27 protein-coding genes are annotated in these 26158 nt (G+C 34.8%); 21 read left to right on the top strand and 6 right to left on the bottom strand.

Annotation, left to right across the window (positions count from 1 at the left end; genetic code table 11):
• Positions 1-232: 232 nt before the first annotated feature.
• The 10 genes from rppH (at position 233) to gltP (ending at position 11782) form a co-directional block, all read left to right on the top strand.
• Positions 233-805, top strand: coding sequence for an RNA pyrophosphohydrolase (gene rppH / locus BQ5209_RS06085; protein WP_085247657.1), 573 nt, complete (start codon positions 233-235; stop codon positions 803-805).
• Entirely contained in the window at positions 802-1671 is an 870-nt protein-coding gene (gene lgt / locus BQ5209_RS06090) for a prolipoprotein diacylglyceryl transferase (RefSeq protein ID WP_085247658.1), read from the top strand. The genes rppH and lgt overlap by 4 nt, the downstream gene beginning before the upstream one ends.
• Entirely contained in the window at positions 1668-2462 is a 795-nt protein-coding gene (gene thyA / locus BQ5209_RS06095; RefSeq protein WP_085247659.1) for a thymidylate synthase, read from the top strand. The genes lgt and thyA overlap by 4 nt, the downstream gene beginning before the upstream one ends.
• A gap of 250 nt (positions 2463-2712) precedes the next feature.
• The gene (gene lpxL / locus BQ5209_RS06100; protein ID WP_085247660.1) at positions 2713-3663 is read left to right on the top strand and encodes an LpxL/LpxP family Kdo(2)-lipid IV(A) lauroyl/palmitoleoyl acyltransferase; all 951 of its coding nucleotides are present in this window, start codon (positions 2713-2715) and stop codon (positions 3661-3663) included.
• Between the two features lie 47 nt (positions 3664-3710).
• A complete protein-coding gene (rlmM, locus tag BQ5209_RS06105) occupies positions 3711-4793 on the top strand; it encodes a 23S rRNA (cytidine(2498)-2'-O)-methyltransferase RlmM (protein ID WP_085247661.1) in 1083 nt (360 codons plus the stop codon).
• Between the two features lie 20 nt (positions 4794-4813).
• A complete protein-coding gene (locus BQ5209_RS06110) occupies positions 4814-6655 on the top strand; it encodes a penicillin-binding protein activator (protein ID WP_085247662.1) in 1842 nt (613 codons plus the stop codon).
• Positions 6621-6992 (top strand): YraN family protein, encoded by a 372-nt coding sequence (locus tag BQ5209_RS06115; protein WP_085247663.1) that lies wholly within the window; start codon positions 6621-6623, stop codon positions 6990-6992. Before BQ5209_RS06110 ends, BQ5209_RS06115 begins: the two co-directional genes overlap by 35 nt.
• A 16-nt stretch (positions 6993-7008) precedes the next feature.
• Positions 7009-7587 carry an SIS domain-containing protein gene (locus tag BQ5209_RS06120; RefSeq protein WP_085247664.1) on the top strand — a complete coding sequence of 193 codons (579 nt, stop codon included), beginning with the start codon at positions 7009-7011 and terminating at the stop codon, positions 7585-7587.
• Positions 7588-7684: 97 nt separating this feature from the next.
• A complete protein-coding gene (gyrA, locus tag BQ5209_RS06125) occupies positions 7685-10384 on the top strand; it encodes a DNA topoisomerase (ATP-hydrolyzing) subunit A (RefSeq protein ID WP_085247665.1) in 2700 nt (899 codons plus the stop codon).
• Positions 10385-10471: 87 nt separating this feature from the next.
• Positions 10472-11782 carry a glutamate/aspartate:proton symporter GltP gene (gltP, locus tag BQ5209_RS06130; RefSeq protein WP_085247731.1) on the top strand — a complete coding sequence of 437 codons (1311 nt, stop codon included), beginning with the start codon at positions 10472-10474 and terminating at the stop codon, positions 11780-11782.
• Between the two features lie 182 nt (positions 11783-11964).
• Here gltP and rpmG read toward each other — a convergent pair whose 3' ends face one another.
• Positions 11965-12132: a 50S ribosomal protein L33 gene (rpmG, locus tag BQ5209_RS06135; RefSeq protein WP_025314526.1), complete on the bottom strand. Its 168-nt coding sequence runs from the start codon at positions 12130-12132 to the stop codon at positions 11965-11967.
• Positions 12133-12147: 15 nt separating this feature from the next.
• The gene (gene rpmB / locus BQ5209_RS06140; protein ID WP_034884345.1) at positions 12148-12384 is read right to left on the bottom strand and encodes a 50S ribosomal protein L28; all 237 of its coding nucleotides are present in this window, start codon (positions 12382-12384) and stop codon (positions 12148-12150) included.
• A gap of 493 nt (positions 12385-12877) precedes the next feature.
• Between rpmB and aroE the strand changes: the two genes are divergently transcribed.
• From aroE to argA, 5 genes are all read left to right on the top strand, one after another.
• Complete coding sequence (gene aroE, locus BQ5209_RS06145) at positions 12878-13708, top strand: shikimate dehydrogenase (protein WP_085247666.1); 831 nt, start codon at positions 12878-12880, stop codon at positions 13706-13708.
• Between the two features lie 157 nt (positions 13709-13865).
• Positions 13866-14219, top strand: a complete 354-nt coding sequence (locus BQ5209_RS06150) for an Aca2/YdiL-like domain-containing protein (protein WP_085247667.1) — start codon at positions 13866-13868, stop codon at positions 14217-14219.
• 216 nt (positions 14220-14435) lie between these two features.
• On the top strand, positions 14436-14948 hold the full coding sequence (aroL, locus tag BQ5209_RS06155; RefSeq protein ID WP_085247668.1) for a shikimate kinase AroL: 513 nt from the start codon (positions 14436-14438) through the stop codon (positions 14946-14948).
• Between the two features lie 226 nt (positions 14949-15174).
• Positions 15175-16374 carry an MFS transporter gene (locus BQ5209_RS06160; protein WP_085247669.1) on the top strand — a complete coding sequence of 400 codons (1200 nt, stop codon included), beginning with the start codon at positions 15175-15177 and terminating at the stop codon, positions 16372-16374.
• A 285-nt stretch (positions 16375-16659) separates the two neighbouring features.
• Positions 16660-17988 (top strand): amino-acid N-acetyltransferase, encoded by a 1329-nt coding sequence (argA, locus tag BQ5209_RS06165; protein ID WP_085247670.1) that lies wholly within the window; start codon positions 16660-16662, stop codon positions 17986-17988.
• Between the two features lie 92 nt (positions 17989-18080).
• On the opposite strand, the gene mutH is transcribed toward argA, so the two are convergent.
• From mutH to BQ5209_RS06180, 3 genes are all read right to left on the bottom strand, one after another.
• Positions 18081-18752, bottom strand: a complete 672-nt coding sequence (mutH, locus tag BQ5209_RS06170) for a DNA mismatch repair endonuclease MutH (protein ID WP_085247671.1) — start codon at positions 18750-18752, stop codon at positions 18081-18083.
• A gap of 79 nt (positions 18753-18831) precedes the next feature.
• Complete coding sequence (locus tag BQ5209_RS06175; RefSeq protein ID WP_085247672.1) at positions 18832-19380, bottom strand: NADPH-dependent FMN reductase; 549 nt, start codon at positions 19378-19380, stop codon at positions 18832-18834.
• A gap of 70 nt (positions 19381-19450) precedes the next feature.
• Positions 19451-19987 carry a Dps family protein gene (locus tag BQ5209_RS06180; RefSeq protein WP_085247673.1) on the bottom strand — a complete coding sequence of 179 codons (537 nt, stop codon included), beginning with the start codon at positions 19985-19987 and terminating at the stop codon, positions 19451-19453.
• A gap of 273 nt (positions 19988-20260) precedes the next feature.
• On the opposite strand from BQ5209_RS06180, the gene srlA reads away from it, so the two are divergent.
• The 6 genes from srlA to srlR all read left to right on the top strand — a co-directional run bounded on the left by srlA (position 20261) and on the right by srlR (position 24440).
• Complete coding sequence (srlA, locus tag BQ5209_RS06185; protein ID WP_085247674.1) at positions 20261-20809, top strand: PTS glucitol/sorbitol transporter subunit IIC; 549 nt, start codon at positions 20261-20263, stop codon at positions 20807-20809.
• A gap of 21 nt (positions 20810-20830) precedes the next feature.
• Positions 20831-21838: a PTS glucitol/sorbitol transporter subunit IIB gene (srlE, locus tag BQ5209_RS06190; RefSeq protein WP_085247675.1), complete on the top strand. Its 1008-nt coding sequence runs from the start codon at positions 20831-20833 to the stop codon at positions 21836-21838.
• A gap of 115 nt (positions 21839-21953) precedes the next feature.
• On the top strand, positions 21954-22322 hold the full coding sequence (locus BQ5209_RS06195; protein WP_085247676.1) for a PTS glucitol/sorbitol transporter subunit IIA: 369 nt from the start codon (positions 21954-21956) through the stop codon (positions 22320-22322).
• A gap of 11 nt (positions 22323-22333) precedes the next feature.
• Positions 22334-23113 carry a sorbitol-6-phosphate dehydrogenase gene (srlD, locus tag BQ5209_RS06200; RefSeq protein ID WP_085247677.1) on the top strand — a complete coding sequence of 260 codons (780 nt, stop codon included), beginning with the start codon at positions 22334-22336 and terminating at the stop codon, positions 23111-23113.
• A 77-nt stretch (positions 23114-23190) separates the two neighbouring features.
• A complete protein-coding gene (locus tag BQ5209_RS06205) occupies positions 23191-23559 on the top strand; it encodes a transcriptional regulator GutM (protein ID WP_085247678.1) in 369 nt (122 codons plus the stop codon).
• A 101-nt stretch (positions 23560-23660) separates the two neighbouring features.
• Positions 23661-24440, top strand: a complete 780-nt coding sequence (srlR, locus tag BQ5209_RS06210; protein WP_085247679.1) for a glucitol operon DNA-binding transcriptional repressor SrlR — start codon at positions 23661-23663, stop codon at positions 24438-24440.
• Between the two features lie 472 nt (positions 24441-24912).
• Here srlR and serA read toward each other — a convergent pair whose 3' ends face one another.
• The gene (serA, locus tag BQ5209_RS06215) at positions 24913-26154 is read right to left on the bottom strand and encodes a phosphoglycerate dehydrogenase (RefSeq protein WP_085247680.1); all 1242 of its coding nucleotides are present in this window, start codon (positions 26152-26154) and stop codon (positions 24913-24915) included.
• Between the last annotated feature and the right edge of the window lie 4 nt (positions 26155-26158).

The raw sequence follows: 26158 nt of genomic DNA on the forward strand, positions 1-26158 counted from the left end.
TTATATAAATGGTAAAAAATATCAGAGTAGTGGATAATTTATAGTTTATATATGGAATCTTTATAAAGATTAGTGCTAGTAATAACATTATTTATTATTATAAATATTTGTAAGTATAAAAAATAATCAATCAAAGAGTGTATTTACCCTATTAGTACTATTTTTTTATTTATTTATTGCTGTATGTATGAAACAATTCAGCTATATAAGAATAAATTTTTTGAGGTAGTCAGTGATCGATAATGATGGCTACCGTCCAAATGTAGGAATAGTTATTTGTAACAGGTATGGTCAGGTACTTTGGGCTCGTCGTTACGGCCAAAATTCTTGGCAATTTCCTCAGGGCGGAATAAAACACAACGAAACGCCTGAGCAGGCAATGTTTCGCGAATTAAACGAAGAAGTTGGTTTATTATCAAAAGATGTGAAGATTTTATCCGTTACTAATGGTTGGTTACGATATAAGTTACCCAAAAGAATGATCCGTTGGGAAAATCAACCAGTTTGTATTGGACAAAAACAAAAATGGTTCTTATTAGAATTAATATCTGATGCTTCAGTAATTAATCTTAATATGTCTTCAACTCCTGAATTTGATGATTGGAAGTGGGTAAGTTATTGGTATCCTATTCGACAAGTGATTGCGTTTAAACGGGATGTTTATAGAAAGGCAATGAAAGAATTTTCTTTACCTGTGTTTTCTATACAGTCTGAAATGAATGCTCCCATAACGAATATTCCCAAAAAGAAACAATTTAATTTCTTTGTTCATAAACGGAAAAACAAAAAGCGTATTAAAAAATGAATCAATATTTACAATTTCCTAATTTCAATCCAATCGCTTTCGCCATTGGTCCTATATCTCTTCATTGGTATGGTGCTATGTATCTATTTGGTGTGCTAGGAGCACTTTACCTGGCTAAACGTCGAGCAAATAAACCAAATAGTCTATGGACACCACAGCAGGTTGAAAATTTATTATTCTGGGGATTTTTAGGTCTTTTTATCGGAGGACGGTTGGGCTATGTCTTTTTTTATAACTTTCATGCTTTTACTCAAGATCCTGTAATTTTATTTAAAGTCTGGGAAGGCGGTATGTCTTTCCATGGGGGATTAATTGGAGCTATTTGTGTTATAGCTATTTTTGCTAAGAAGACAAAGAAAACTTTTTTGCAAGTAGGGGATTTTGTTGCACCGCTTGTACCTATTGGTTTGATGTTTGGTAGATTTGGAAATTTTATTAATGGAGAACTTTGGGGAAGAGTAACTAATTCGTCTATTGGTATGTTATTTCCAACATCATCACATACCGACTTTATGTTTGTGCAGTCTCATCCAGAATGGTTTTCACTTTATTCGCAACTAAATGGTATTTTACCACGACATCCATCGCAACTTTATGAAATGATGTTTGAAGGCATCGTACTATTTATTATCTTAAATATTTTTATTCGAAAATCAAGACCAACCGGTGCTGTCTCTGGACTCTTTTTACTTTGCTATGGTTTATTTAGATTTATTATAGAATTTTTTAGACAACCAGATGAACAACTAGGCTTATTTTTAAATAGTATCAGTATGGGACAAATTTTATGCCTACCAATGATTATTGGGGGTATTTTAATTCTTTTATTTGCGTATCGATTTAATACTAAGGCAAAAATACGATGAAACAATATTTAGCGTTAATGCAAAAAATTTTAGATGAAGGCACTCCAAAGTCAGATCGAACTGGTACAGGCACGCTATCTATTTTTGGTCATCAAATGAGATTTAATCTACAAGAAGGCTTTCCTCTTGTTACGACTAAAAAATGTCATTTACGTTCAATTATTCATGAACTACTTTGGTTTTTGAAAGGCGACACAAATATTAAGTATTTACAAGATAATAATGTCACTATTTGGAATGAATGGGCTGATGAAAATGGTAATTTGGGGCCTGTTTATGGCAAACAATGGCGAGCATGGGGAACAGCTGATGGTTGTCAAATAGATCAGATTTCACAATTAATTAGCCAAATTAAAAATGATCCTGATTCCAGACGTATGATCGTTTCTGCTTGGAATGTTGGAGAGTTAGAACAAATGGCATTAGCACCTTGTCATGCTTTTTTCCAATTTTACGTTGCTAATGGTAAACTTTCTTGTCAACTTTATCAGCGCTCTTGTGACGTATTTTTAGGATTACCATTTAATATCGCCAGCTATTCATTGTTAGTTCACATGATTGCACAGCAATGTGAATTACAGGTAGGTGATTTCGTGTGGAGTGGTGGTGATACGCATCTTTATTCAAATCATATGGAACAGGCCCATTTACAATTAAGCCGTGAGCCAAGAGCATTACCAAAATTAGTCATTAAACGTAAGCCTCCCACAATTTTTGATTATGTGTTTGAGGATTTCGAAATCGTTGATTACGATCCGTATCCCGCAATTAAAGCTCCTGTTGCGGTTTGATTTGTTGTGAAAAAGCTTCAGAAAATGATGTGTTTTAGTATACAACAGAAATTTTAAGAGCATATCATAGCTAACAGTTCTAATTATTAGCTATGATCTATCTTCTATCATCAATATAAATTGATTATAAATTCTGTTACACAATGATGATATAATACCACTTGGCTTGGTTTATTTTTTTGCCCCTAAAATCAAGATATGGTATATAATAATCAACTTTATTATCAATAATATAATAACTTATCTTAATATGAGCCAAAATCAAGAAATTCGCCCTATCTTTAATAAATGTTTGCTACATCCTCGTTATTGGTTAACGTGGTTTGGTATTGGCATTTTATATTTTATTGTGTTGTTGCCATATCCAATTATTTTCCGTATTGGAAAAGGTTTAGGATTAATTTCAATGAAAATAATCGGTAAACGTAAAGAAACAGCCAGGCAAAATCTGAAGCTATGTTTTCCCGAAAAAACGCAACAAGAGCATGATAAAATGTTGCGAGAAAATTTTATTTCGACCGGTTTAGCTATTTTTGAGACAGGTATGGCTTGGTTCTGGTCAGATAAACGGCTTGCTAAACATGTTTCCATTGTTGGTGACTTTCATATCAAAAAGGTGCAACAATCAGGTCAAGGTGTTTTGCTCATTGGTATTCATTTTTTAACATTAGAATTAGGAGCACGTATATTGGGAATGAGTCATCCTGGAGTTGGCGTTTATCGGCCAAATGATAATCCTGTAATGGATTATGTTCAGCTTAAAGGTCGACTCAAATCAAATAAATATATGCTAGACCGTCATAATACAAAGGGCATGATCCGCGCACTAAAAAATGGAGAGTTGCTTTGGTATGCGCCGGATCATGACTATGGACCTAAAAATAGTGTATTTGCGCCTCTATTTTCAGTGGAAAAAGCAGCAACAACTGTTGGTACGCGCATATTAGTTAAGTTAGGTCAACCTGCAATTATCCCGTTTACGCCTAAGCGTGAAAAAAATGGTCACTACACCGTTTATGTAAATTCAGCACTTGAAGGCTATCCAATCGATGATGATGTGCTTGCTGCTACTTTTATGAATAAAGTCATTGAACAAGAAATTTTAAAAGCACCTGAACAGTATATGTGGTTACATCGCCGATTTAAAACTCGCCCAAAAGGGGAAGCACCTTTATATACTGATAATATTCAGTCTGATTAATATGGATGTTCTTTAAGGCTTCTATTGAAAGAGTAAAAAATTACAATATGCAAAAACTAAATAAAATTATTCTGTATTGCCGTTGTGGATTTGAAAAAGAGTGTGCAGCAGAAATTACAGATAGAGCTGTACAAAAAGAAGTATATGGCTTTGCTAAAGTTAAAGAAAACAGTGGTTATGTTGTTTTTGAATGCTATCAAGAAGATGATGCTCAATTATTAATAAAAGATTTAGCCTTTCGAACGCTGATCTTTGCGCGACAAATGTTTGTGTCAGGTGATTTATTAGTTGATTTACCCACAGATGATCGTATTTCTCCAATTATTGATGCATTATCCGGATGTATTGACAAAGCAGGTGACCTGCGTGTTGAAGTTGCTGATACAAATGAAGGTAAAGCGCTTTCTGGATTTTGTCGTAAATTTACGGTTCCTTTTCGTCAGGTATTACGTAGCAAACGTATTTTATTAAAAGTTGAAAACCCATCAAGACCAGTTATTCATCTATTTTTTATCAATAGTAATAGTTGTTATGTTGGTTATTCTCTGAGTCAAAATAATTCACCTTTTTACATGGGTATTCCAAGATTAAAATTCCCAATAGATGCACCGAGTCGATCTACGTTAAAATTAGAAGAAGCCTTTCATGTCTTTATTCCGTATGAAGAATGGGATGAGCGGTTAAAAGGGGGATTGAATGCTGTTGACTTAGGGGCTTGCCCAGGCGGTTGGACTTATCAATTGGTTAAAAGAAGTATGATGGTGTATGCTATTGATAATGGTGCTATGAGTGAAAAACTGATGGCAACAGGACAAGTGAAACATTATCGTGAAGATGGCTTTAAATTTATACCTAAAAAGCATAATATTTACTGGTTGGTATGTGATATGGTTGAAAAACCGACTAAGGTGACCGAATTAATCGCTAAATGGTTAGTTAATGGGTGGTGTAGAGAGGCTATTTTTAATCTTAAATTACCAATGAAAAAGCGGTACGAAGAAGTAAAACAAAATCTACAATTGTTAAATAACGAATTAAATAATAACAAAATCAATGTGCAAATTCAGGCAAAGCAGCTGTATCATGATCGAGAAGAAATAACTGTTCATGTACAACGAATTTGGAGATAACAACTTAAAAGAGAATAGGTATGAATTTAAAACGCTACTTTTATGCTATGTTAATAATGCCATTATTTACATTTTTGGTAGGCTGTACTTTAGAAATATCAAAGAAATCTTTTAACTTTGATGATAGTCAAAATTCTAATTATTATTTGTCACAAGCAGATAATAGCTCGGGTTCAGTTAAAGTTAATTGGCAATTATTAGCTATACGCGCGCTGATAAAAGAAAATAAATTTTCTCAAGCAGATGCCTTACTATCAAATTTACCGTTTAATCTTAATACTGAGCAGCAAAAAGAAAAATTCTTATCAGCAGGTGAAATTGCTGTAATAAAAAGGTTGCCATTTAATCTGAATCAATTGACTATCGGAGATTTGACTGACACACAGCTATATCGTTATTACAATATTAAATTAGGTTTGGATATAAATAGCAAAGATATTAATGCTCAAGCTCATGATTATCTTGAATTAGACAAATATGTACCAGAAACCGAAAAAAGAAAATTATTAAATAATACCTGGAACTTTTTTCATCAATTGAAATCTAATGAAATTCGTAAGGTTTTAGTTTATGAACATGAAATAACACTACAAGGTTGGGTTGATCTAGCTTACGCTTATCAAAATGCTAGTAAAGAATCCGTTTTGCAAGATGATGATACGCCCGACACAATTACAACAAAATCTCAAAATCAAGAACTGCTATTAAAGCAAGCTATCATTGATTGGTCTACACAATATCCAAATCACCCAGCTAAAGAGATTGTTTCGGTATTAATTGGTGAACAGGCTCTTTCTGTTGATGTAAATGCAAAAAAAGTTGCTTTATTGCTACCATTAAATGGCACTTCACGTATATTTGGTGAAACTATTCGTCAAGGCTATATCAATGGCATAAAGTTTTTTCCACAAGAGCCACAACAAAATGTGATTGTGCTTGATACAACGAGTGAATCAATGGATACCCTAGTCCAGCAAGCTAAGGAACAGAATATTGAATTAATTGTAGGTCCTTTGTTAAAAGAGGAAGTTGTTAAAATACAAGAGTTAGCTCCTGCTATTCCCGTTCTAGCCTTAAACAAAATTGATAATACAACTCCGTCAGATAATAAAATGTGTTACTTTGCTTTATCTCCTGAAGATGAAGCAAAAGATGCGGCAAATCATATTTATTCTCAAAATAAAGTAAAACCATTACTATTAGTTCCTCAAACTGATTTGGGTCAACGTGTAGCACAAAGTTTTGCCACACAGTGGTCGCAACTGTCGACAAATAGTTCACAAGCTTACGTGCAATATTTTGGCAATACTAAAACATTAAGCGATCATATGAACAATAATGTAGGAATTAACCTTTCAGGGAGTCCTATCTTAATTAATGACACATCACCAGAGGAGAAGTTATCAGCTGAATTTGATGCTATTTATGTTTATTCTTCATATGATGAATTAACATTGATAAAACCAATGCTTGATATGGGAGCGAATAAGACAATTGGTAATTCATCTGCTGTCACACTTTATTCCAGCTCAAAAAGTCATGTAGCAAATGCTTCTAATGATTTTAATTATGATATGAATAAAACTCAATATGCAGACATTCCTATGATTGTGAATCAAAGAGATAATACAAATATACCTAGTAATGTTCAGCAAGATTATTCATTAATGCGCCTATATGCAATGGGAATTGATGCCTGGAGACTCGCTAATCGTTTTAATCAACTTAATTCGAATCAGCCTAATCTTTTAGATGGTATGACCGGGAAACTATCAACTGGTAATCAATGTGAGGTGTCTCGCTCACTTTCTTGGCAGCAATATATTTATGGTGAAGCTAAATCTGATTCAAATAGCGAATAAAAAACAAATTGGTGTGCATTATGAAAATATTGCGCGCCAATATTTGCTTAAGCAAGGGCTTGAACTACTTGCCCAAAATTGCCAATTTCGCTTTGGTGAACTCGATTTAATTATGCGAGATAATAAATGTCTTGTTTTTATTGAAGTACGATATCGAAAAAATGCAAATTTTGGCGAAGCTGAAATGACTGTGACATTAAATAAGCAAAACAAAATCAAGCAAGCAGCTCAACTATGGATGATGGCGCAAAATTTGAATATTGAGAATACAGAGTTTAGATTTGATGTTTTTGCTATTACAGGCAAATGTCAAAAATGGATTATAAATGCGTTTTAATTTTTAGGTGAAAAGCGTGCAAGATTTAATTAAAAATTATTTTACTGAAAGTATTCAAACTCAAATTGTGATGGCAGAATCACTTGGTTATTCTATTGAAAAGGCTGCCAATATTATTGTTGAGAGTTTGCTTAACGGCAATAAAATTATGAGTTGTGGTAATGGCCCATCTGCAGCTAATGTACAAAGTTTTACTTCACGTTTAATAACTAGTATTAATATCGAAAGACCAAGTATTCCCGCAATAGCTTTAGTATCGGACAATGTTTTATTAAGTGCCATAGCCAATCATGAAGAGGTTTATGCTCGCCAAATTCAAGCATTAGGGCAACAAAGTGATGTTTTAATTATAGCAACTTGCCAAGGAAATAGTCGAGCCATCATTCGAGCAGTTCAAGAAGCAGTAATTAAAGATATGAAAATCGTTGCATTAACGGCTTTTGATGGGGGGGAAGTTATTGGTTTACTTGGGCAAAATGATATTGAAATAAGAGTTCCATCTTATAAAAAAGTGATGGCTTACGAAATGCATGCCATGATTTTAAATTGCCTATGCCAATTAATTGAAAATACGTTGTTTATTCATAGTGAATAAGTTGAAATAAAAACAGTTTAGTTCTGCATTAATAGCGATTGTATGCTATAATTATGCACTGTTTTGATGACTTAAATTAATAAGAGAACATGGTGTTATGACCGAACTAGCCAAAGAAATAACCCCCGTTAATATTGAAGATGAATTAAAATCCTCTTATCTTGATTATGCAATGTCTGTTATTGTTGGGCGTGCTTTACCTGATGTCCGTGACGGTCTAAAACCTGTTCACAGGCGCGTTTTATTTGCTATGCATGAAGCGGGATATGATTGGAATAAACCCTATCGAAAATCAGCTCGTGTTGTAGGGGATGTTATCGGTAAATACCATCCACATGGCGATTCGGCGGTTTATGACACAATTGTGCGTATGGCTCAGCCTTTTTCATTGCGTTATATGTTAGTTGATGGTCAAGGAAACTTTGGTTCTGTTGATGGTGATTCAGCAGCTGCGATGCGTTATACTGAAATTCGTATGCAAAAGTTTGCTGGAGCATTATTAACGGATCTTGATAAAGAAACGGTTGATTTTTCTCCTAACTATGATGGATCAGAAATGATCCCGGATGTGTTACCAACGCGAATTCCTAACTTATTAATTAATGGATCATCGGGAATTGCTGTTGGTATGGCAACGAATATCCCACCTCATAATCTTGCTGAAGTCATTAATGGCTGTCTTGCTTTTATTGAAGATGAAAACATTTCAATTGATGGTTTAATGGAATATATCCATGGGCCAGACTTTCCAACCGCAGCATTAATTAATGGTCGAAAAGGTATTGAAAATGCGTACCGTACGGGGCGTGGTATTATCTATATTCGTTCTAAAGCAACAATTGAAGTTGATGATCATAGTGGTCGTGAGACCATTATTGTTAATGAGATCCCATATCAGGTTAATAAGAAAAAATTAATCGAAAAAATTGCAGAATTAGTTAAAGATAAGAAAGTAGAAGGTATTTCGGCATTACGTGATGAGTCAGACAAAGATGGTATGCGTATTGTTATTGAAATTAAACGTGATGCGGTGGGTGAAGTTGTATTAAATAACCTCTTCTCGTTGACTCAATTACAGGTTTCATTTGGTATCAATATGGTGGCTTTACATAAAGGTCAACCAAAACTTTTAAACTTACGTGAAATGATTGAAGCCTTTGTGCTTCACCGCCGTGAAGTGGTCACACGTCGAACTATATACGAATTACGCAAAGCACGTGAACGAGCTCATGTATTAGAAGGTTTAGCGATAGCGCTTGCTAATATTGATCCAGTTATTGAATTAATTCGTGCAGCTGCAACGCCAGGAGAAGCTAAAGTTAAATTATTAGCTCAAGCTTGGCAACTTGGCAATGTTGCAGCTATGCTTGAAAAAGCAGGAAATGATGTCGCTCGTCCTGAAGATTTAGCGCCAGAATTTGGTATTCGCGATGGTCACTATTATTTATCTGATGCACAAGCTCAAGCTATTTTGGATCTCCGCTTACATCGGTTAACAGGTCTTGAACATGAAAAAATCCTTGACGAATATAAAGAGTTATTAGTTCAAATTAGTGAGTTATTACATATCTTAGCAAGCTCAGAGCGTTTAATGGAAGTGATTCGTGAAGAATTAGAAAGTGTTCGTGACCAATTCCAAGATGCTAGACGAACAGAAATTACAGCAAGTAGTGCAGATATTAATATTGAAGATCTTATTGCTCAAGAAGATGTGGTCGTTACGCTTTCGCATCAAGGTTATGTAAAATATCAACCGATTTCTGACTATGAAGCTCAACGTCGTGGTGGTAAAGGTAAATCTGCAACTAAAATTAAAGAGGAAGATTTTGTTGAAAAATTATTAGTTGCTAATACTCATGATACGATTCTTTGTTTCTCAAGTCGTGGTCGATTATATTGGATGAAGGTTTATCAATTACCTGAAGCCAGTCGTGGTGCTCGAGGTCGTCCAATTATCAATTTATTACCGCTTGAAGAAAATGAGCGTATCACAGCAATTTTGCCAGTTCGAGAATTTGATAATGAACACTGTGTATTTATGGCTACAGCGCAAGGCACAGTGAAGAAAACGTCCTTAATTGAATTCAGTCGCCCACGAAGTGGTGGCATTATTGCGATTAATTTGCGCGATGATGATGAATTAATTGGTGTTGATTTAACTAGTAATGATCCTTCAGCTATTACAGACGATGAAGAACTTAATGATGATATAGTTGTTGAAGAGATTGAGTCAGAAAATGATGACGTTGTTGGTGAAATCTCAACAACTGAAGATATTATGTTATTCTCTGCTAATGGTAAAGTTGTTCGCTTCCCTGCCAATAAAGTTCGTTGTATGGGCAGAACAGCCACAGGCGTACGAGGCATAAAACTTGATAGTGATGATAAAGTAGTTTCATTAATTGTTCCTCGAGGTAATGGTGCAATTTTAACTGCAACTCAAAATGGATATGGTAAACGTACACAGCAAGAGTTATACCCAACTAAATCACGAGCAACTAAAGGCGTTATCTCTATCAAAGTTAGCGAGCGAAATGGTGCAGTTGTTGGCGCAGTTCAAGTTGATGAAACTGATCAAATTATGCTAATTACCGATGCAGGAACGCTTGTGCGTACTCGTGTTTCAGAGGTGAGTATTGTCGGTCGTAATACTCAAGGTGTTATGCTTATTCGAACTGCCGAAACTGAAAAAGTTGTGGGATTACAGCGAATAGCCGAAACAGAGGATGACGCAAGTGAATCGGAGTTATTGCAAAGTGATATACGGCAAGATTCACCTCAGGAGTCCGAGGATTAATTATTTAATAATCTAAAAGGATTAGTTTGGCTAATCCTTTTTCATTTTCAAAACCGTGAAAAGGAATAGTATTAGATGTCATTTTTAATAAAAAAAATCTTAACAAATCTTGCATGGCAGATTTTGATTGCTTTGATTCTAGGGATTGCAGTAGGTGCTTATTTATTTGAACTTTCTGTTCCAAGCCATCCATTACATTCATATTATCAATTTTCAATAGTAAATATATTTCAACCCGCAGGTGATATCTTTATTCGATTAATTAAAATGATTGTGCTACCGATTATACTGAGCACATTAACGCTAGGTATTGCAGGTATTGGAGGTTCTAAACGATTAGGAGCATTAGGTTTTAAAACGATTCTTTATTTTGAAATTATTACAACTATTGCTATTTTATTAGGTCTTTTTTGGGGTAATATTTTTTCACCGGGCGCAGGTATTGACTCTTCAACACTTGCAACGGCAGATATTAGTAAATACACCCAAGCTGCTGAAGAATTAAGTGGAAAACCGCATGGTTTGATTGTCATGATTCTTGATATGATTCCTGCCAATATCTTTAAAGCTATGACTGATGGTGCAGTTTTGCCGGTAATTTTCTTCTGTGTCTTTTTTGGTTTAGGCTTAATGTCTTTACCAGATAAACAACGCGAACCATTTGTATTCTTCTTGAAGGTTGTATCTGACACTATGTTCAAAGTCACTAATATGATCATGCGTTATGCGCCAATAGGGGTATTTGCACTGATTACTGTAACGGTGGCGAAATATGGATTTGAATCTTTACTTCCTTTGTTAAAACTAATTTTAACTGTTTATTCAGCAATGATTATTTTTACATTAGTGGTATTGGGACTTGTTTGTAAACTTTGCCAATTTAATATTTTCACATTATTAAAAATATTAAAAGAAGAATTAGTGATCGCATTTTCGACCGCAAGTTCAGAGACAGCATTACCTAAAATCATTGAAAAAATGGAAGCTTATGGTGCTCCTAAATCAATAACAAGTTTTGTTATTCCTACTGGATATTCATTTAATCTTGATGGTTCAACACTTTATCAAAGCATTACCGTTATCTTTTTAGCGCAACTGTTTCATATAGATTTAACTATTTTAGATCAGATTATTATAGTCATTACTTTGATGATAGCATCTAAAGGGATTGCCGGTGTACCCGGCGCTTCAATTCTTGTTTTATCCGCAACGCTAGGTAGTGTGGGAATTCCTCTTGAAGGGATTGGTTATATTATGGGGGTAGAACGTATTTTAGATATGGGTAGAACGGTAGTTAATGTGGTCGGTAATGCACTTGCAGCAATTGTTATTGCGCGTTGGGAACATGCCTTTGACGATAAAAAAGCAAGAGCTTATGAACAACAATATTTAAAATAAAACTATTTGTCGACTTTTAAAAAGCTTCAGGTTAAAAACTGGAGCTTTTTTATTGTTTAGCTACTGCTTATGTGGCGAAATGGAGTGATAGGGATATATTGATAGTAATGTGTGTTGGTGCGTAGTGATAGATATAAAAAACCCAGCATGTGCTGGGTTTTTGGGAAATTTATAATAGATAACTATTTAATTTTAGCTTCTTTATATATAACATGCTGACGAACTACAGGATCGTATTTTTTGATCTCCATTTTTTCAGGCATAGTTCTTTTGTTTTTGCTAGTAGTATAAAAATGACCTGTACCAGCAGAAGAAACTAATCTAATTTTTTCGCGAACACCTTTAGCCATGATATGGTTTCCTTATTAGTACTTTTCACCACGGGCACGAAGTTCAGCTAAAACTGCATCAATACCCTTTTTATCGATAGTACGCATACCTTTAGCAGATACACGCAATTTTACAAAACGTTTTTCGCTCTCAATCCAGAAACGGTGAGTTTGAAGGTTTGGTAGAAAACGACGTTTAGTAGCATTCATCGCATGAGAACGATTATTTCCTACTAAAGGACCTTTTCCTGTTACTTGGCATACTCGTGACATGTCAATAATTCTCCGAAATTTCTATGCTTAAGCCCTGGGCGTAATATGTTAATGGAATTAACCTCGTCAGGCTTTTAGTTTGCTGCAGTTCTAACTGAGAAGCAGTCTAACCTCTCACACTACACCCACAATAATGAGGTAGCGAAGTATACGCTGTTATACGCAAATTCTCAAGTATTATCTTATTTATGTATGCATAAAATTAAGTTTATAACGGCATAATTGATATAGCGCTTATTTCATCCGCTAAAACTATATTTTTCAATATCATTGAAATTATTTCGACTCAATTTGATTGAGAAAATTTCTATAAAAATTTATTGGAATAGGCCTAAATTTATTTGTGATAATAAACAATTCTTTATAAAACAATATACTGTCCTTATCATCATTTTAGAAAAAATGATTTAATTTCATAATAAATATGTTTTAATAAGCTTGATTAACAATTTTATTTATCTCGTGTTTATTTTCCAATTTTTAAGGAGATTATATGAACCAGTTCACGCCGTATAGTATATATGGCATTATCGGTTATCCTTTAGGACACAGTATGAGTCCACTTATTCATACTACGTCGTTTCAAGATTATGGAATTCCGGCAGTTTTAGTGCCTTTTCCTACACCACTTGAAGAGATATCGACACTTTTCCAATCAGTAAGATTATTAAATATTCGTGGGTTATGTGTCACTATTCCACACAAACAGACTATCATTCCTTATTTAGATGAAGTGACCGAACATGTAAAAAAAGCAGGTGCTGCAAATTTGGTGTATTGGGATGGCGATAAGCTCTGTGGTGATAATACAGATATTATTGGATTTATGGAGCCACTTCGAACCAAAAAACTACCCGCTGAATACAAAAAAGTGTTATTACTTGGTGCGGGAGGTGCTGCACGTGCAGCTGTTGTGGGATTACAGGAGCTTGGTTATACCGATATTACAGTAGCCGATATTGCCGATGATTTATCTCAGGCATTAGCTAATGAGTTCAATCTTAAAACAGCCTCATGGGAAGATCGTAGTAAAATTGAAGCTCAGATTATTATTAATTCAACACCATTAGGTATGACAGGTAAATTTGAAGATCAAACACCTTATAAACAAGCTTGGTTCAAAGGTAAAGGTGTGGCTTATGATATTGTTTATACTCCATATAATACACTGTTTAGACAAGAAGCAGAAAAAGCAGGCTGGGAATCTATTTCAGGACGTGAAATGTTTATCGGTCAAGCAAATGCTCAATTTAAAATTTGGACAGGTAAAGATCTTTCTGATCGTGCAAAACAGGCTGTAATTGATGCTTTAACTACAAACTAATTACTAAACAGATAAACAAACATATTTGGTTAAATTGGAATTAATCGTGTTTTCTATTATTGATATAAATTAGCTTGGCAATTGCCCACTATTTATTTTACTGAGAGTTGGCATAGATCAATTGGATAGTGTAATAACCTTATAATAAGGAGCATTTATGACTAATTTAGAATTACAAGCATATCGTCGTTTTCTTATGCTAAAAGTGTCTGAGGCTAGTGAACATATTGGTAAAACAGATATTAAAACGTGGCATGATTGGGAAAACGGTATAACCCCTATTCCAGAATCTGTCACAAAAGCAATGCAGGAGCTAAAAAAACGACGAAACGAAAAGATAAATATTATTATTAATAGTATTAATGATCGTATTGGGAGTAATACCATTCGTTATTTTATGACATATGAAGAGTTTAAAAAGGTAAATACAGATCTTGATGTGATTCAATGGCGATTACATCAATCGATCGCTACAGAGCTCTATTTTCGTGGTTTAGAAAAACTATGTTAATGGACTTTATCAAGATGACTTTTAGGAACCTAAAAAGTTTTCTTATAATCTTTGTAAATAATTATTTACAAAATAACGCATAAAATTTAATTTAATCATTTGAAAAATAAATGATTTTTATTATTTCTATAATATGTAAAAAATATGTTGCAAAAATAAGAGTGAATCACTAGCATGGTTAATATATTCTGTAAATCTGAAAAGATAGAACCCGATATGAATAAAACAATTTTTTTAGTTGGTGCAAGGGCGGCAGGTAAAACAACAATGGGAAAAATGTTAGCGAATAAGCTATCGTTTTCTTTTATTGATACCGACAGCCATTTGCTTGAAACTACTCAAAAAACAGTGGCTGAAATTGTTGAAAAAGAAGGTTGGGAAGGATTTAGAGCAAGAGAAAGCCAAGTGCTTGTTGATACAACTAAACCCAATCGTGTCATTGCCACTGGTGGAGGCATGGTATTAGCTGAGCATAACCGCGATTTTATGAAACAAAATGGCACGGTTATCTTTTTATCTGCGCCAGCGGCAACGCTAGCTGCTCGTTTAATGAAAGATCCGAATGTTGCTCAAAGACCCTCGTTAACGGGCCTATCTATTGCTGATGAAATAGAAAAGGTGTTAGCTGAAAGACTACCTTTATATCATGATGCTTCGCACCATATGGTGAATGTTGATCAAGATGAAAGCTTGATCCTAGCAAAAATGCTTGAAATGCTTGGAAGTTAATTTAACCTTTTATAACAGATACCACTTAAAAAGTGGTATTTTTATTGGAATAGATAGTAATAAAAATTCTATATAACTTTAATTTTATATCATATTTTTGCTATTTTTTAGGATTAAAGAAGATAAAAGTTAAGTAATAAATCTAGACTCATTCTTTCTGCTTAATATTGGTACATGTATATTGAATAGAACTAAATTTTTATGTTTTACATATGGAGTATGACAAATGGATAATCGAAAGATCAATTCTTATGGAATTGTTGGATCTATTTATGCAAACTATATTATTCAAAGTATTGCGCTGATTGTGATTATGCAATTTTCTCAAGGGCTTTCAAAGCAGCTAAATACTGATATAGTTGGGCTTGGTTATGTTGCATCGGGCATAGGAATTGGCAAAATATTTTTAATGTTCGTCGGTGGGCTGCTATCAGATAAATTTGGTAGAAAGTTATTTATTTATCTAGGAATGATCTGTTACGCAATCTTCTTTATAGGGATGAGTTGTTGTACTAATATTCATGTGGCTTTTTGTCTAGCCATTGCCGTGGGAGCAGGTAATTCTTTTTTAGATACAGGCTCTATGCCTGCCTTGACTGAATGCTTTCCTGGATCTGCAGGATCTGCGAGTGTTCTTATAAAAGCCTTTATTTCCATCGGAACGCTAGTTCTACCTTTCATTGTTACTTTTTTTGATATCAACAATATATGGTATGGTTGGGCATTTTTCGGTTTTACTGCTTATTTAGTGATTAATAGCTTATTATTATTACCTCAACAATTCCCACATAAAGATACAATAATTAAAGGTTGTAAAGGCTCAGGAAACTATTTTACAGGTAATCCTCGATTTGAATTTGAAGGTATTTTACTGATTATCATGGGATTTACTACAACAGCAACGTTTGTCATTATTTTACAGTGGTTACCAACTATCGCTATTAAAGGTGTTAATATGAGCGATATCGATGCCAAACAACTGATCAGCTATTACAGTACAGCATCGATTATCTCAGTATTTGTTACGGCTTTTGTTGTTAAGCGTCTTTTAAAACCTATATTTTGTATTATTATTCTGCCTGCTTTGTCAGCCCTAGTATTAATTATTTTTTATTTCAATATTTCACCACAGATGTGTGTTATCGCTGCAATTGGCATGGGATTTACTGCTGCTGGTGGCGTGTTACAGTTGACGTTGGTTGTAATGCAACAAATGTTCCCTACTCGTAAAGGTCTTGCTGTAGGTTGTATGTATACATTTAGTGGACTATCGTTTGTTGTCATTCCGCTTATCGTGCCAAAATTAGCTATGATCAATGTCAGTTATGCTATCTTAATAGACTTTTTTATTGCAGTATCAAGTGTATTACTTGGATCAATTGTTTTTTATCGCTTTAAGAAGGTCATTGATTTAACAAAAATATAATTTTATTGATCTAAAGTTTAATGTTATGGGGCATGCCAATATGGCATGCTTTTTTTCATACTAACGGTTTTTAAAATTTTAACTTAATCTTTTTAATTAACCATTTAATGCTGGGTTAATTGGTCGTTTTTCAATCAGATACTTATCGATTTTCAATTTTATCTTTTATAAATAGTGAATATTTAGATTGTTGATAGAACCTTAAAATATAGCTTGCTATTAAATTAAAAATAAATAAAATTACATTTAATTTGAATAAATATTCATTTTAAGGTGGTTGTAAAAATGCAAGAACGTACAACTGAATTAGTTGATGGATTAAGACATTCAGTACCTTATATTAATGCTCATCATGGAAAGACATTTGTAATTTTGCTCACAGGTGCAGTGTTAAGAAGTAATAATTATTCAAGTATTATCAGTGATATTGGTTTACTCTATAGTCTTGGTATTAAACTTGTTATTGTCAATGGTGCTCGTAATCAGATCGATGAATATTTAAAAAATCATCATATAGTGCCGAAATATCATAAAAATACGCGCATCACTGATGCAATGACGCTAGACATCATTAAACAAGTTACCGGATCATTACAACTTAATATTACCGCAAGTTTATCTATGAGCTTAAATAATACCCCATTACAAGGTGCACATATCAGTGTTGTCAGTGGTAATTTTGTGATTGCACAACCATTGGGTGTAGATGATGGTGTTGATTATTGTCATACAGGTAAAATCCGACGAATCAATAACGAGGTGATCGCAGAACAGCTAGATCGTGGCTCTATTGTGTTATTAGGACCAGTTGGCGTTTCGGTTACTGGAGAGAGTTTTAATTTAGCATCTGAGGATGTCGCAGCTGAAGTTGCCATTCGCTTAAAGGCGGATAAATTAATCAGCTTTTGTGCAGAACAAGGGGTTTTAGATGAGCAAGGTCGTGTTATTACTGACCTTTATCCAGTTGATGCAGATAATTATGTTAATCAAAAAGAACAGCAAGGCAAACATTTATCCAGTGAAGCACGGTTCTTACGCGCAGCATCGAAAGCATGTCGAAGTGGAGTTAGACGAAGCCATTTAGTAAGTTATCTGATTGATGGTTCGATTTTACAAGAATTATTTTCGCGCGATGGCATTGGAACACAAGTTGCGATGGAACATTCTGAGCAGGTTCGTTCGGCAACGATTAACGATATTGGTGGAATTTTAGAACTCATCCGTCCACTTGAGGAACAAGGTGTATTGGTTAAACGATCTCGTGAACAATTAGAAATGGAGATTGATAAATTTACCATTATTGAACGTGATAACATGACAATAGGTTGTGCCGCACTGTACCCTTACCTTGAAGAAAAAATGGGCGAAATGGCCTGTGTAGCTATTCACTCAGACTATCGTAGCTCTTCTCGGGGGAACTTATTAATTGAAAAGTTAACTGAAAAAGCAACCCAGTTAGGATTAGAGAAAATATTTGTTCTTACTACACGTAGCATTCATTGGTTTAGGGAAAAAGGATTTAATCCAGCAGAAGTAGATGATTTGCCGATTAAAAAGAAGCAACTTTATAATTATCAACGGAATTCGAAAATTTTAATGCTTGATATTATTTGATTTATCTTCAAATAGGCTGGAAGACATAGAAAGTTATAGTATTAGAAGTTTGATATTAACAAATTCATTATTAACAAGCGATACAAAAGTAATTAGCATTTTAAAGCCGTATTTAGAATTTGCTTGGTAAACGTTTTTTTTAAATAAAATCCTCTAGGGCGGGTTAAAATAATTTGACCATTTTCACCAATTGCTTCAGTTAAAGATTGCCCATTGGCTGCTTTAGGTCTAATTTGTAGATAGGTACCATATCGAGCCGTAATTTTTTCAACATGCCCCAGTGCTATCATATCCATTAACTCTTCCCAGTCTTGTTTTAGCTGTTGTTCTTGTTCTTGGGTTGGTGTCCATAAAATAGGTTTCCCCACTTTTCGATGTGAAAGTGGAATTGTTCTTTCTCCCTCTATTGGGATCCAAAGTACTTTGGCAAGCTTGTATTTAACATGGCTTGTTTCCCAAATAACACCATGATTAGCCATTAATGGCGTGACACTGACAAAGGTGGTTTCTAATGGTTTACCCTGCTTATCAACAGGAATCGTTTTTAGCTCTATACCAAGATTAGCAAAATCTTGCTCAGCTTTACTACCTGCATTTGCACCTAAAAACGTTTCAATAAGGTTACCTACCCAACCTTTTTGTTTGTTTAAGTTAGCGGGTATAGTGATGTTTAAGTATTGTGCTATTTCACCAAAAGAGTATCCAGCAACTAACTGTGCACGATTTAATAGCTCTTGCTCACTTTTCGGAATAGATAATATCATTACTGAGGAATTTAAATAGACTTATCAATAAATCAAACAGCCAAAAAAGCTTGGCTGCGAATAGCAAAATTTATATCAATTAACTGAATTTTTCAACCCAAGTTGCATAAGTATTAATAAATAATGATAAAAATTCTTTACTTTTTTCAGTAATATTACCTTGTTCATCAAAGGCAGTACTTACACCGCCAAAATAAGCTTCTGGTTGTTGCAATGTTGGCATATCAAGGAACACTAAAGATTGACGTAATTGATGATTGGCACCAAATCCACCAATCGCACCTGGTGAAACTGAAATAATTGCAGCCGGTTTTTTTGACCAAATACTTTTACCATAAGGGCGAGAGCCCACATCTATTGCATTTTTGATAACCGCCGGCAAGCCACGATTATATTCAGGCGTTACAAAAATAGCACCTTGACATTCTGCTACTTCTTGACGAAAACGAGTATAAGAGGCAGGAGGGATATCAGTATCAATATCTTCATTATATAAAGGTAAATCCCCAATTTGGATAATTTGTAACGAAAGTGATGGTGGTGCAATTTTCTGAAAAACTTTTGCTACTTTTAAGTTATAAGAGTCTTTACGTAAACTCCCAACTAATACAGCAATTTTTTTACTCATCTTAAATCTCCACATAATTTTAATAAGAGGCGTTGTTATGCCTCTTATTATTGTCATTAATAATTATTTATTAATGTCCTGATGAGTCGACTTTTCGGCCGGCTTCAAATAAGAACCATGCACGCTGCTCAGTTTGATCTATCCACTCTTCGATTAAGCTTGCAGTAGCAGTATCGTTATATTTATCACAGATGTCATGTGCTACACGCATACGTTCTGTTAGTCTTACATTATCTTGGCATAGTTCAGCAAGCATATCTGATGGTTCAACAAAATCAGCATCATTATCAGAAATGCTTTGTAATTTAGCGATATGGCCGATTGAACGTAATGTTGTGCCACCTAATTTACGGACACGTTCAGCAATTGGATCTGTCATTGCAAATAGCTCATCACCATGATCATCTAACATCAAATGGTAATCACGGAAGTGGGGACCACTAACATGCCAATGGAAGTTTTTGGTTTTCAAATATAAAGCAAATACATCTGCTAAAACAGAATTCATTGCTCCTGAAATATCTTTTGATGCCTGTTGACCTAAATCAGTTGGAAACAAAATCGCTGCTTGTTGTAACTTTTTAGCAGAAGTCGTACTTTTAGCCATGATATATTCTCCTTTAAATTGAATAATAAATACCCGTATTGACAAAATTACGCCAACTTAATGTTAATGTCCAATAAAAAAAGTTAATTTTTTACTATCATTGCTATTTTAGTAACCTATGATTCTTTTTTTCATTTTTTTTCTTATTTTTATCTGTTTGAAATATTTTCTTTCAAAATAAAAGAAAATATTTCAAATTGTGATCGCGTTAAAAGTTTTCACCTTTCTTAGTTGATATCATCTGCTCGAAATTTAACGAAAATAGGAGGAAATATGATTGATGCTATTTCATTTGGAGCTGAATGGTTTATTGGTTTATTCCAAGAAGGAGGTAAAGTATTTGTTGGAATGGTAACGGGAATTTTACCATTATTAATTTCACTGCTTGTTGTAATGAATGCGGTAATTAAATTTATTGGGCAAGAACGTATCGAGCGTTTAGCTCAAGCATGCGCCGGCAATCCTATCTCTCGATATCTTTTATTGCCATTAATAGGCACTTTTGTTTTTTGTAATCCAATGACATTAAGCCTAGGTCGTTTTATGCCAGAATTTTATAAGCCAAGCTACTACGCTGCATCTTCTTATAGTTGCCATTCAATGAATGGATTATTTCCACATGTTAATCCCGGTGAACTATTTGTTTATTTAGGTATTGCAGCCGGTTTAACTAAATTAGGTCTGCCACTCGGTCCCCTTGCTGTGAGCTATTTTCTTGTTGGTTTAGTGACAAACTTTTTTAGAGGTTGGATTACTGACTTTTGTACCGCCATTTTTGAAAGAAAAATGGGTATTAAATTAGAAAGAAAAGTTCATTTATAAATAATCAGAAGGAATATCAATATGGCTAAATTTATTCGGATTGAAAAAGGTGAAGCTGGGTGGGGTGGGCCATTAGAGCTTCCAGTGATTGAAGGTAAGAAGATTGTTTATATCGCTGCAGGAACAAAACCAGCAATAGTTGACACATTAGTCGAGTTAACAGGATGGGAGGCAATTGATGGCTTTAAAGAAGGTGAGCCACCTAAAGATGAAATTGGTGTGGCTGTGATTGACTGTGGCGGCACGTTACGTTGTGGTATCTATCCTAAAAATCGTGTTCCAACTATCAATATTCACGCAACGGGTAAATCAGGTCCACTTGCTCAATATATCGTTGAGGATATCTATGTTTCAGCAGTAAAAACAAATAATATCAAATTGATAGAAAAAGAAGGTGATTTAGTAAGCGAAAGTCCATCAGTAGTCAAAGAACTACCAACAAATAATAAATCGTCTGAATTTAAAGATTATGATAGCAGTAAAAAAATTACTGAACAAAGCGATGGATTACTAGCAAAAATTGGTATTGGTATGGGATCCGGGGTTGCCGTTTTCTTCCAAGCTGGTCGTGATACTGTTGATACAGTACTTAAAACAATACTTCCTTTTATGGCGTTTGTATCTGCAATTATTGGAATCATTATTGCATCAGGCTTGGGTAACTTTATCGCTCATGGCTTAGTTCCGCTAGCAAATAACCCAATTGGGCTTGTCATTTTAGCTTTAATCTGCTCTTTCCCATTACTTTCACCATTTTTAGGGCCTGGTGCGGTTATTGCGCAAGTGATAGGTACGCTAGTTGGGGTGCAAATTGGGCTTGGTAATATTCCACCTCAATTAGCATTACCTGCACTTTTTGCGATTAATGCTCAAGCGGCCTGTGATTTTATCCCGGTTGGTTTATCGCTTGCGGAAGCGAAACAAGATACCGTACGTGTCGGTGTTCCTTCCGTGCTTGTTAGTCGCTTTTTAACTGGTGCGCCAACAGTATTAATTGCTTGGGCTGTGTCGTTCTTTATTTATCAGTAATCACTATTGAAAATAAAAATTGGAATGATGTAGTAAAGAAGTTTTGCCTTAATCACATCTTATTTGTCAGGAACAGGAGCCTGAAATCGCTATAAATATGTAAAAGGGGTAAATGATGTCAAAGACTATCTATCAATCACAAATTAATTATATTGGAGAGTTTGCCCAAGAGGCTTTAGCCGATGGCATGTTAATCCTATTTAAGGATGGTGCGCCATCAGACTTAGCTGATTACTGTTTTGTTCATAGCCATGATGATTTTCAGCTAGAACTACAAGTAGGACAACTATTTCAATTAGGTACTCAAAGTTATCTCATCACTTCAGTTGGCGAAGTTGCTAATGCTAATTTTCGTGAATTAGGGCACATCACATTAAAGTTTGATGGTAACTGTGAGGCAGAGCTACCTGGAACCGTTCACCTAGAGGGGCAATGCCCAATTCAGCTTTCTGTTGGTGATGAAATTAAAATTTTAAATCGATGAGGAATATAAAAATGAAACAAGTTGCAGTCATTATTGGTGGGGGACAAACCCTAGGTGAGTTCTTATGTAATGGTATTGCTGATGCGGGCTATCATGTTGTTGTTGCTGATTTGAATAGGGACAATGCCAATAAAGTCGCTCAAGCAATTAATCAAAAACATGGTGCGGGGACGGCAAAAGGATTTTGTGTTGATGCTACAAATGAAGAAAGTGTGCAGCAATTAGCGCAAGATGTTGATAGTGTGTTTAAGCGTGTTGATTTAATGGTGTATAGCGCAGGCGTTGCAAAAGCAGCACCAATTACCCATTTTGCATTGCATGATTTTCAGTTATCAGTCAATGTTAATCTCACCGGTTATTTTTTATGTGCACGTGAGTTTGCTAAATTAATGATCAAATACAATACGCAAGGTCGCATTATTCAAATTAACTCAAAATCAGGTAAAGTCGGCAGTAAACATAATTCAGGATACAGTGCAGCCAAATTTGGTGGGGTCGGGTTAACACAATCTTTAGCTTTAGATCTTGCCGATCATGGTATTACTGTTAACTCGTTGATGCTTGGTAATTTGCTTAAATCCCCCATGTTTCAATCATTATTACCTCAATATGCAAAAAAACTAGGTATCCCAGAAAGTCAAGTTGAACAAGTCTATATTGATAAAGTGCCACTCAAGCGCGGTTGCGATTACCAAGATGTACTTAATGTATTGTTATTTTATGCAAGTGATAAAGCCTCTTATTGTACAGGGCAATCAATCAACATTACTGGTGGACAAGTGATGTTCTAGATAACACATAGAATGCGAAAATTTTTTACAAAATTTTCGCACTTTTAATCTTATTAAACTTAACATGGAGTGCCTATATGAATATGACCACCTCTTTAATTGTTATCGCACTTATTGCTTGGTGTATTCAAATCATATTTAGTTGGTTTCAGATTCGTCGTTTTAATCAAGCTTTTTTAACGATGAAAAAAGGGGCTTATTTAGGGGTTGGTCGTAGCCAAACAAAGCGATTGAGACCAAGGGTATTAATTGCTATTTCATTAGATGAACACCAAGTCGTTATTGATTCCGTATTAATGAAGGGTATTACTATATTTGCTTTACCAAAACCAATTATTCAATTACATGGCTTACCTATCACTGATATTATCCCTGAAAATATTTTCCCAAATGATCCTGTAAGTCAAAGTGCATTGACTGTAGCATTAGCCACAAATAAAAAATAATTAACTTTTATTTTGAAAAATATTCACTTTTATTATGAAATAATATATTTTAAAGTGATTTTAGTTATGATGTGCGTCGATAATGGTGATGGGATTTTATTGTGAAAGTGAAGCAACGACAAACAGCGATTCTGGAATATCTACAAAAAAATGGGCAAATCAGTGTAGAAGAGTTGGCCGAGCATTTTAAAACAACAGGGACAACCATTCGTAAAGATCTCACCCAACTGCATGAAAGTGGTTTAGTTTTGCGGACATACGGCGGGGCAATGCTAAATCGAGAGGTTGGCGATAGAGCAATCGATCACAAAACCTACATTAATACTGCACAAAAAAAGGCCATAGCACAAGAGGCAGCTAAATTAATTCATGAGGGTGACTCTATCATTTTTGATGCAGGAAGTACGGTGGCACAAATGATCCCCATGTTAGCAAGGTTTAATAATTTAACGATTATGACCAATAGTTTGCATATGGTCAATGAGCTGGTTGCTAATGATAATGATCAAACGATTATTTTAACGGGGGGAACGTTTCGTCGAAAATCTGCCTCTTTTCATAGTAATAATGCTTTAGCCATCGCAGCGTTTGAATCTTATACTTTCGATAAGTTGTTTATGGGTGCTGATGGGGTAGATTTGGTAGGTGGCGTAACAACTTTTAACGAAAGTTATCATGGCAGTGTAGCCATGAGTAAAGCTGCTGCTAAGTTAATTTTGTTAGTTGACTCCTCAAAATTTGGTCGCCGTAGCCCCAATGTTGTTTGTGATTTAAGTGCTGTGGATACGATTATCACTGATGATAATTTAGATGATAGATATTATGATGCGCTCACTCAAAGAGGCATTAACGTGATTAAAGTGAAGACGAGCGGAAAGTAAATATAAGTAAATTCTGTTAAAAAATTTCTAGGCAATAATTTCATTATTTCTTGAAAATTTAACTGTTTTTTATTAAATATTTAAACTGTGTAATAGCTAAAAAGAGGGGATAATACATTTTCTCCTATAAATTCTCCTTATCCTCTAAAAAATGGTATATGTCTATGTGGCTTATCAAGCCGGCAATATTTTTGGCTATCGAGTTCCCAATCACTTTACTACAAAAGCGATATATGTGTATCTAAGTCTCAGGCGTGACGTTCGCGGACATTGTTAAGCATTAATCTGATAAGTTATCCAATAATTTTAGTGATATTGCTAATATTCTAAAAAGATTAATTACATATAGTATTTTTATAATAATTAAATATTGTGTTTGGGATGGTAAAATGGGTTGCTATGCCAATGTGGCGTCGAATCAAATATGCCACTTACCAAATAATAAGTGGTATATTTTTTATTTTGTCAAAAGCTAAAATAACAACCTTGCTCGGATCGTTCCTGGAACGTTTTTCAGTTGCACTAACAACTCTTCAGCTTTACCTTGTTCAACTCTATCAATATCAATAACAACATAACCAATTTTAGGATCGGTTTGTAAATACTGGGCTGAAATATTCAGACCTTGCTCGGCAAATAAGGTATTGATAGCGGTTAGTACACCAGGTTGGTTATGGTGAATATTGATAAAACGGCTTGCACCTTTAGCTGGAATTGGTAAAGAGGCTTCTGGAAAATTAACCGCTGAAAGCGTTGCACCCGTGTCTGAGTATTTTGCTAGTTTTGTGGCAACTTCAATACCAATGTTTTCTTGAGCTTCGCTAGTTGAACCGCCAATGTGTGGTGTAATAATCACGTTATCAAATTGGCACAATGGTGATTCAAACGGGTCGTTATTACTAGCCGGTTCAGTTGGGAAAACATCAATAGCTGCACCGCTCAGTTTATGAGTATTTAGCGCTTTAGTTAATGCATCAATATCGATGACTCTACCGCGCGACGCATTAATCAAAATTGAACCTGATTTCATAGCATCGATTTCTTTATCGCTGATCATCTTTATGGTAGTTGCGTTTTCCGGCACATGCATGGTGACAATGTCGCTTATAGCCAATAACTCTTTCATTGTTGAAATTTGCTTAGCATTACCTAAAGGCAGCTTTGTTTCAATATCGTAAAAATAAACATTCATGCCTAATGATTCAGCTAAAATACTTAATTGGCTACCAATATGTCCATAACCAATGATACCTAAATTTTTACCTCGTGCTTCGTGTGAACCTGTGGCAATCTTATTCCATTTACCTTGATGTGCTTTAGCATTCGCTTCGGGCACTCGGCGCAATAATAAAATTGCCTCAGCTAGCACTAGTTCAGCAACAGATCGCGTATTAGAAAATGGCGCATTAAAAACAGGGATGCCTTTCACCGTTGCGGCATTCAAATCAACTTGATTGGTTCCTATACAAAAGCAACCAATCCCTGCAAGTTTTGGTGCTGCATTGATGATGTCTTTAGTTAATTGCGTTCTTGAGCGGATCCCAATAAAACGGACATCTTTCAGGGCTTGTTTAAGCTCTTCAGGGGATAATGCGCTTTTATGATATTCAATATTGGTAAAGCCTGCGGATTTTAATACATCTAATGCGCTCGGATGAACGCCCTCAAGTAACAAAAATTTGTTTTCATCTTTGGTTAAACTCTGAATAACCATTATT

Origin of the sequence: Gilliamella mensalis (assembly GCF_900103085.1) — a bacterium.
Lineage (GTDB): Bacteria > Pseudomonadota > Gammaproteobacteria > Enterobacterales > Orbaceae > Gilliamella > Gilliamella mensalis.

Bases quoted from the DNA above. Each gene is read 5' to 3' on its own strand.
- srlE (WP_085247675.1), top strand. From the start codon at position 20,831: ATGGCTAAATTTATTCGGATTGAAAAAGGTGAAGCTGGGTGGGGTGGG.
- BQ5209_RS06110 (WP_085247662.1), top strand. From the start codon at position 4,814: ATGAATTTAAAACGCTACTTTTATGCTATGTTAATAATGCCATTATTT.
- srlA (WP_085247674.1), top strand. From the start codon at position 20,261: ATGATTGATGCTATTTCATTTGGAGCTGAATGGTTTATTGGTTTATTC.
- rlmM (WP_085247661.1), top strand. From the start codon at position 3,711: ATGCAAAAACTAAATAAAATTATTCTGTATTGCCGTTGTGGATTTGAA.
- BQ5209_RS06150 (WP_085247667.1), top strand. From the start codon at position 13,866: ATGACTAATTTAGAATTACAAGCATATCGTCGTTTTCTTATGCTAAAA.
- argA (WP_085247670.1), top strand. From the start codon at position 16,660: ATGCAAGAACGTACAACTGAATTAGTTGATGGATTAAGACATTCAGTA.
- BQ5209_RS06205 (WP_085247678.1), top strand. From the start codon at position 23,191: ATGAATATGACCACCTCTTTAATTGTTATCGCACTTATTGCTTGGTGT.
- rpmB (WP_034884345.1), bottom strand. From the start codon at position 12,384: ATGTCACGAGTATGCCAAGTAACAGGAAAAGGTCCTTTAGTAGGAAAT.
- thyA (WP_085247659.1), top strand. From the start codon at position 1,668: ATGAAACAATATTTAGCGTTAATGCAAAAAATTTTAGATGAAGGCACT.
- BQ5209_RS06195 (WP_085247676.1), top strand. From the start codon at position 21,954: ATGTCAAAGACTATCTATCAATCACAAATTAATTATATTGGAGAGTTT.
- gyrA (WP_085247665.1), top strand. From the start codon at position 7,685: ATGACCGAACTAGCCAAAGAAATAACCCCCGTTAATATTGAAGATGAA.
- BQ5209_RS06160 (WP_085247669.1), top strand. From the start codon at position 15,175: ATGGATAATCGAAAGATCAATTCTTATGGAATTGTTGGATCTATTTAT.
- srlD (WP_085247677.1), top strand. From the start codon at position 22,334: ATGAAACAAGTTGCAGTCATTATTGGTGGGGGACAAACCCTAGGTGAG.
- BQ5209_RS06175 (WP_085247672.1), bottom strand. From the start codon at position 19,380: ATGAGTAAAAAAATTGCTGTATTAGTTGGGAGTTTACGTAAAGACTCT.
- serA (WP_085247680.1), bottom strand. From the start codon at position 26,154: ATGGTTATTCAGAGTTTAACCAAAGATGAAAACAAATTTTTGTTACTT.
- BQ5209_RS06115 (WP_085247663.1), top strand. From the start codon at position 6,621: ATGGTGAAGCTAAATCTGATTCAAATAGCGAATAAAAAACAAATTGGT.
- BQ5209_RS06180 (WP_085247673.1), bottom strand. From the start codon at position 19,987: ATGGCTAAAAGTACGACTTCTGCTAAAAAGTTACAACAAGCAGCGATT.
- aroE (WP_085247666.1), top strand. From the start codon at position 12,878: ATGAACCAGTTCACGCCGTATAGTATATATGGCATTATCGGTTATCCT.
- lpxL (WP_085247660.1), top strand. From the start codon at position 2,713: ATGAGCCAAAATCAAGAAATTCGCCCTATCTTTAATAAATGTTTGCTA.
- lgt (WP_085247658.1), top strand. From the start codon at position 802: ATGAATCAATATTTACAATTTCCTAATTTCAATCCAATCGCTTTCGCC.
- aroL (WP_085247668.1), top strand. From the start codon at position 14,436: ATGAATAAAACAATTTTTTTAGTTGGTGCAAGGGCGGCAGGTAAAACA.
- rpmG (WP_025314526.1), bottom strand. From the start codon at position 12,132: ATGGCTAAAGGTGTTCGCGAAAAAATTAGATTAGTTTCTTCTGCTGGT.
- mutH (WP_085247671.1), bottom strand. From the start codon at position 18,752: ATGATATTATCTATTCCGAAAAGTGAGCAAGAGCTATTAAATCGTGCA.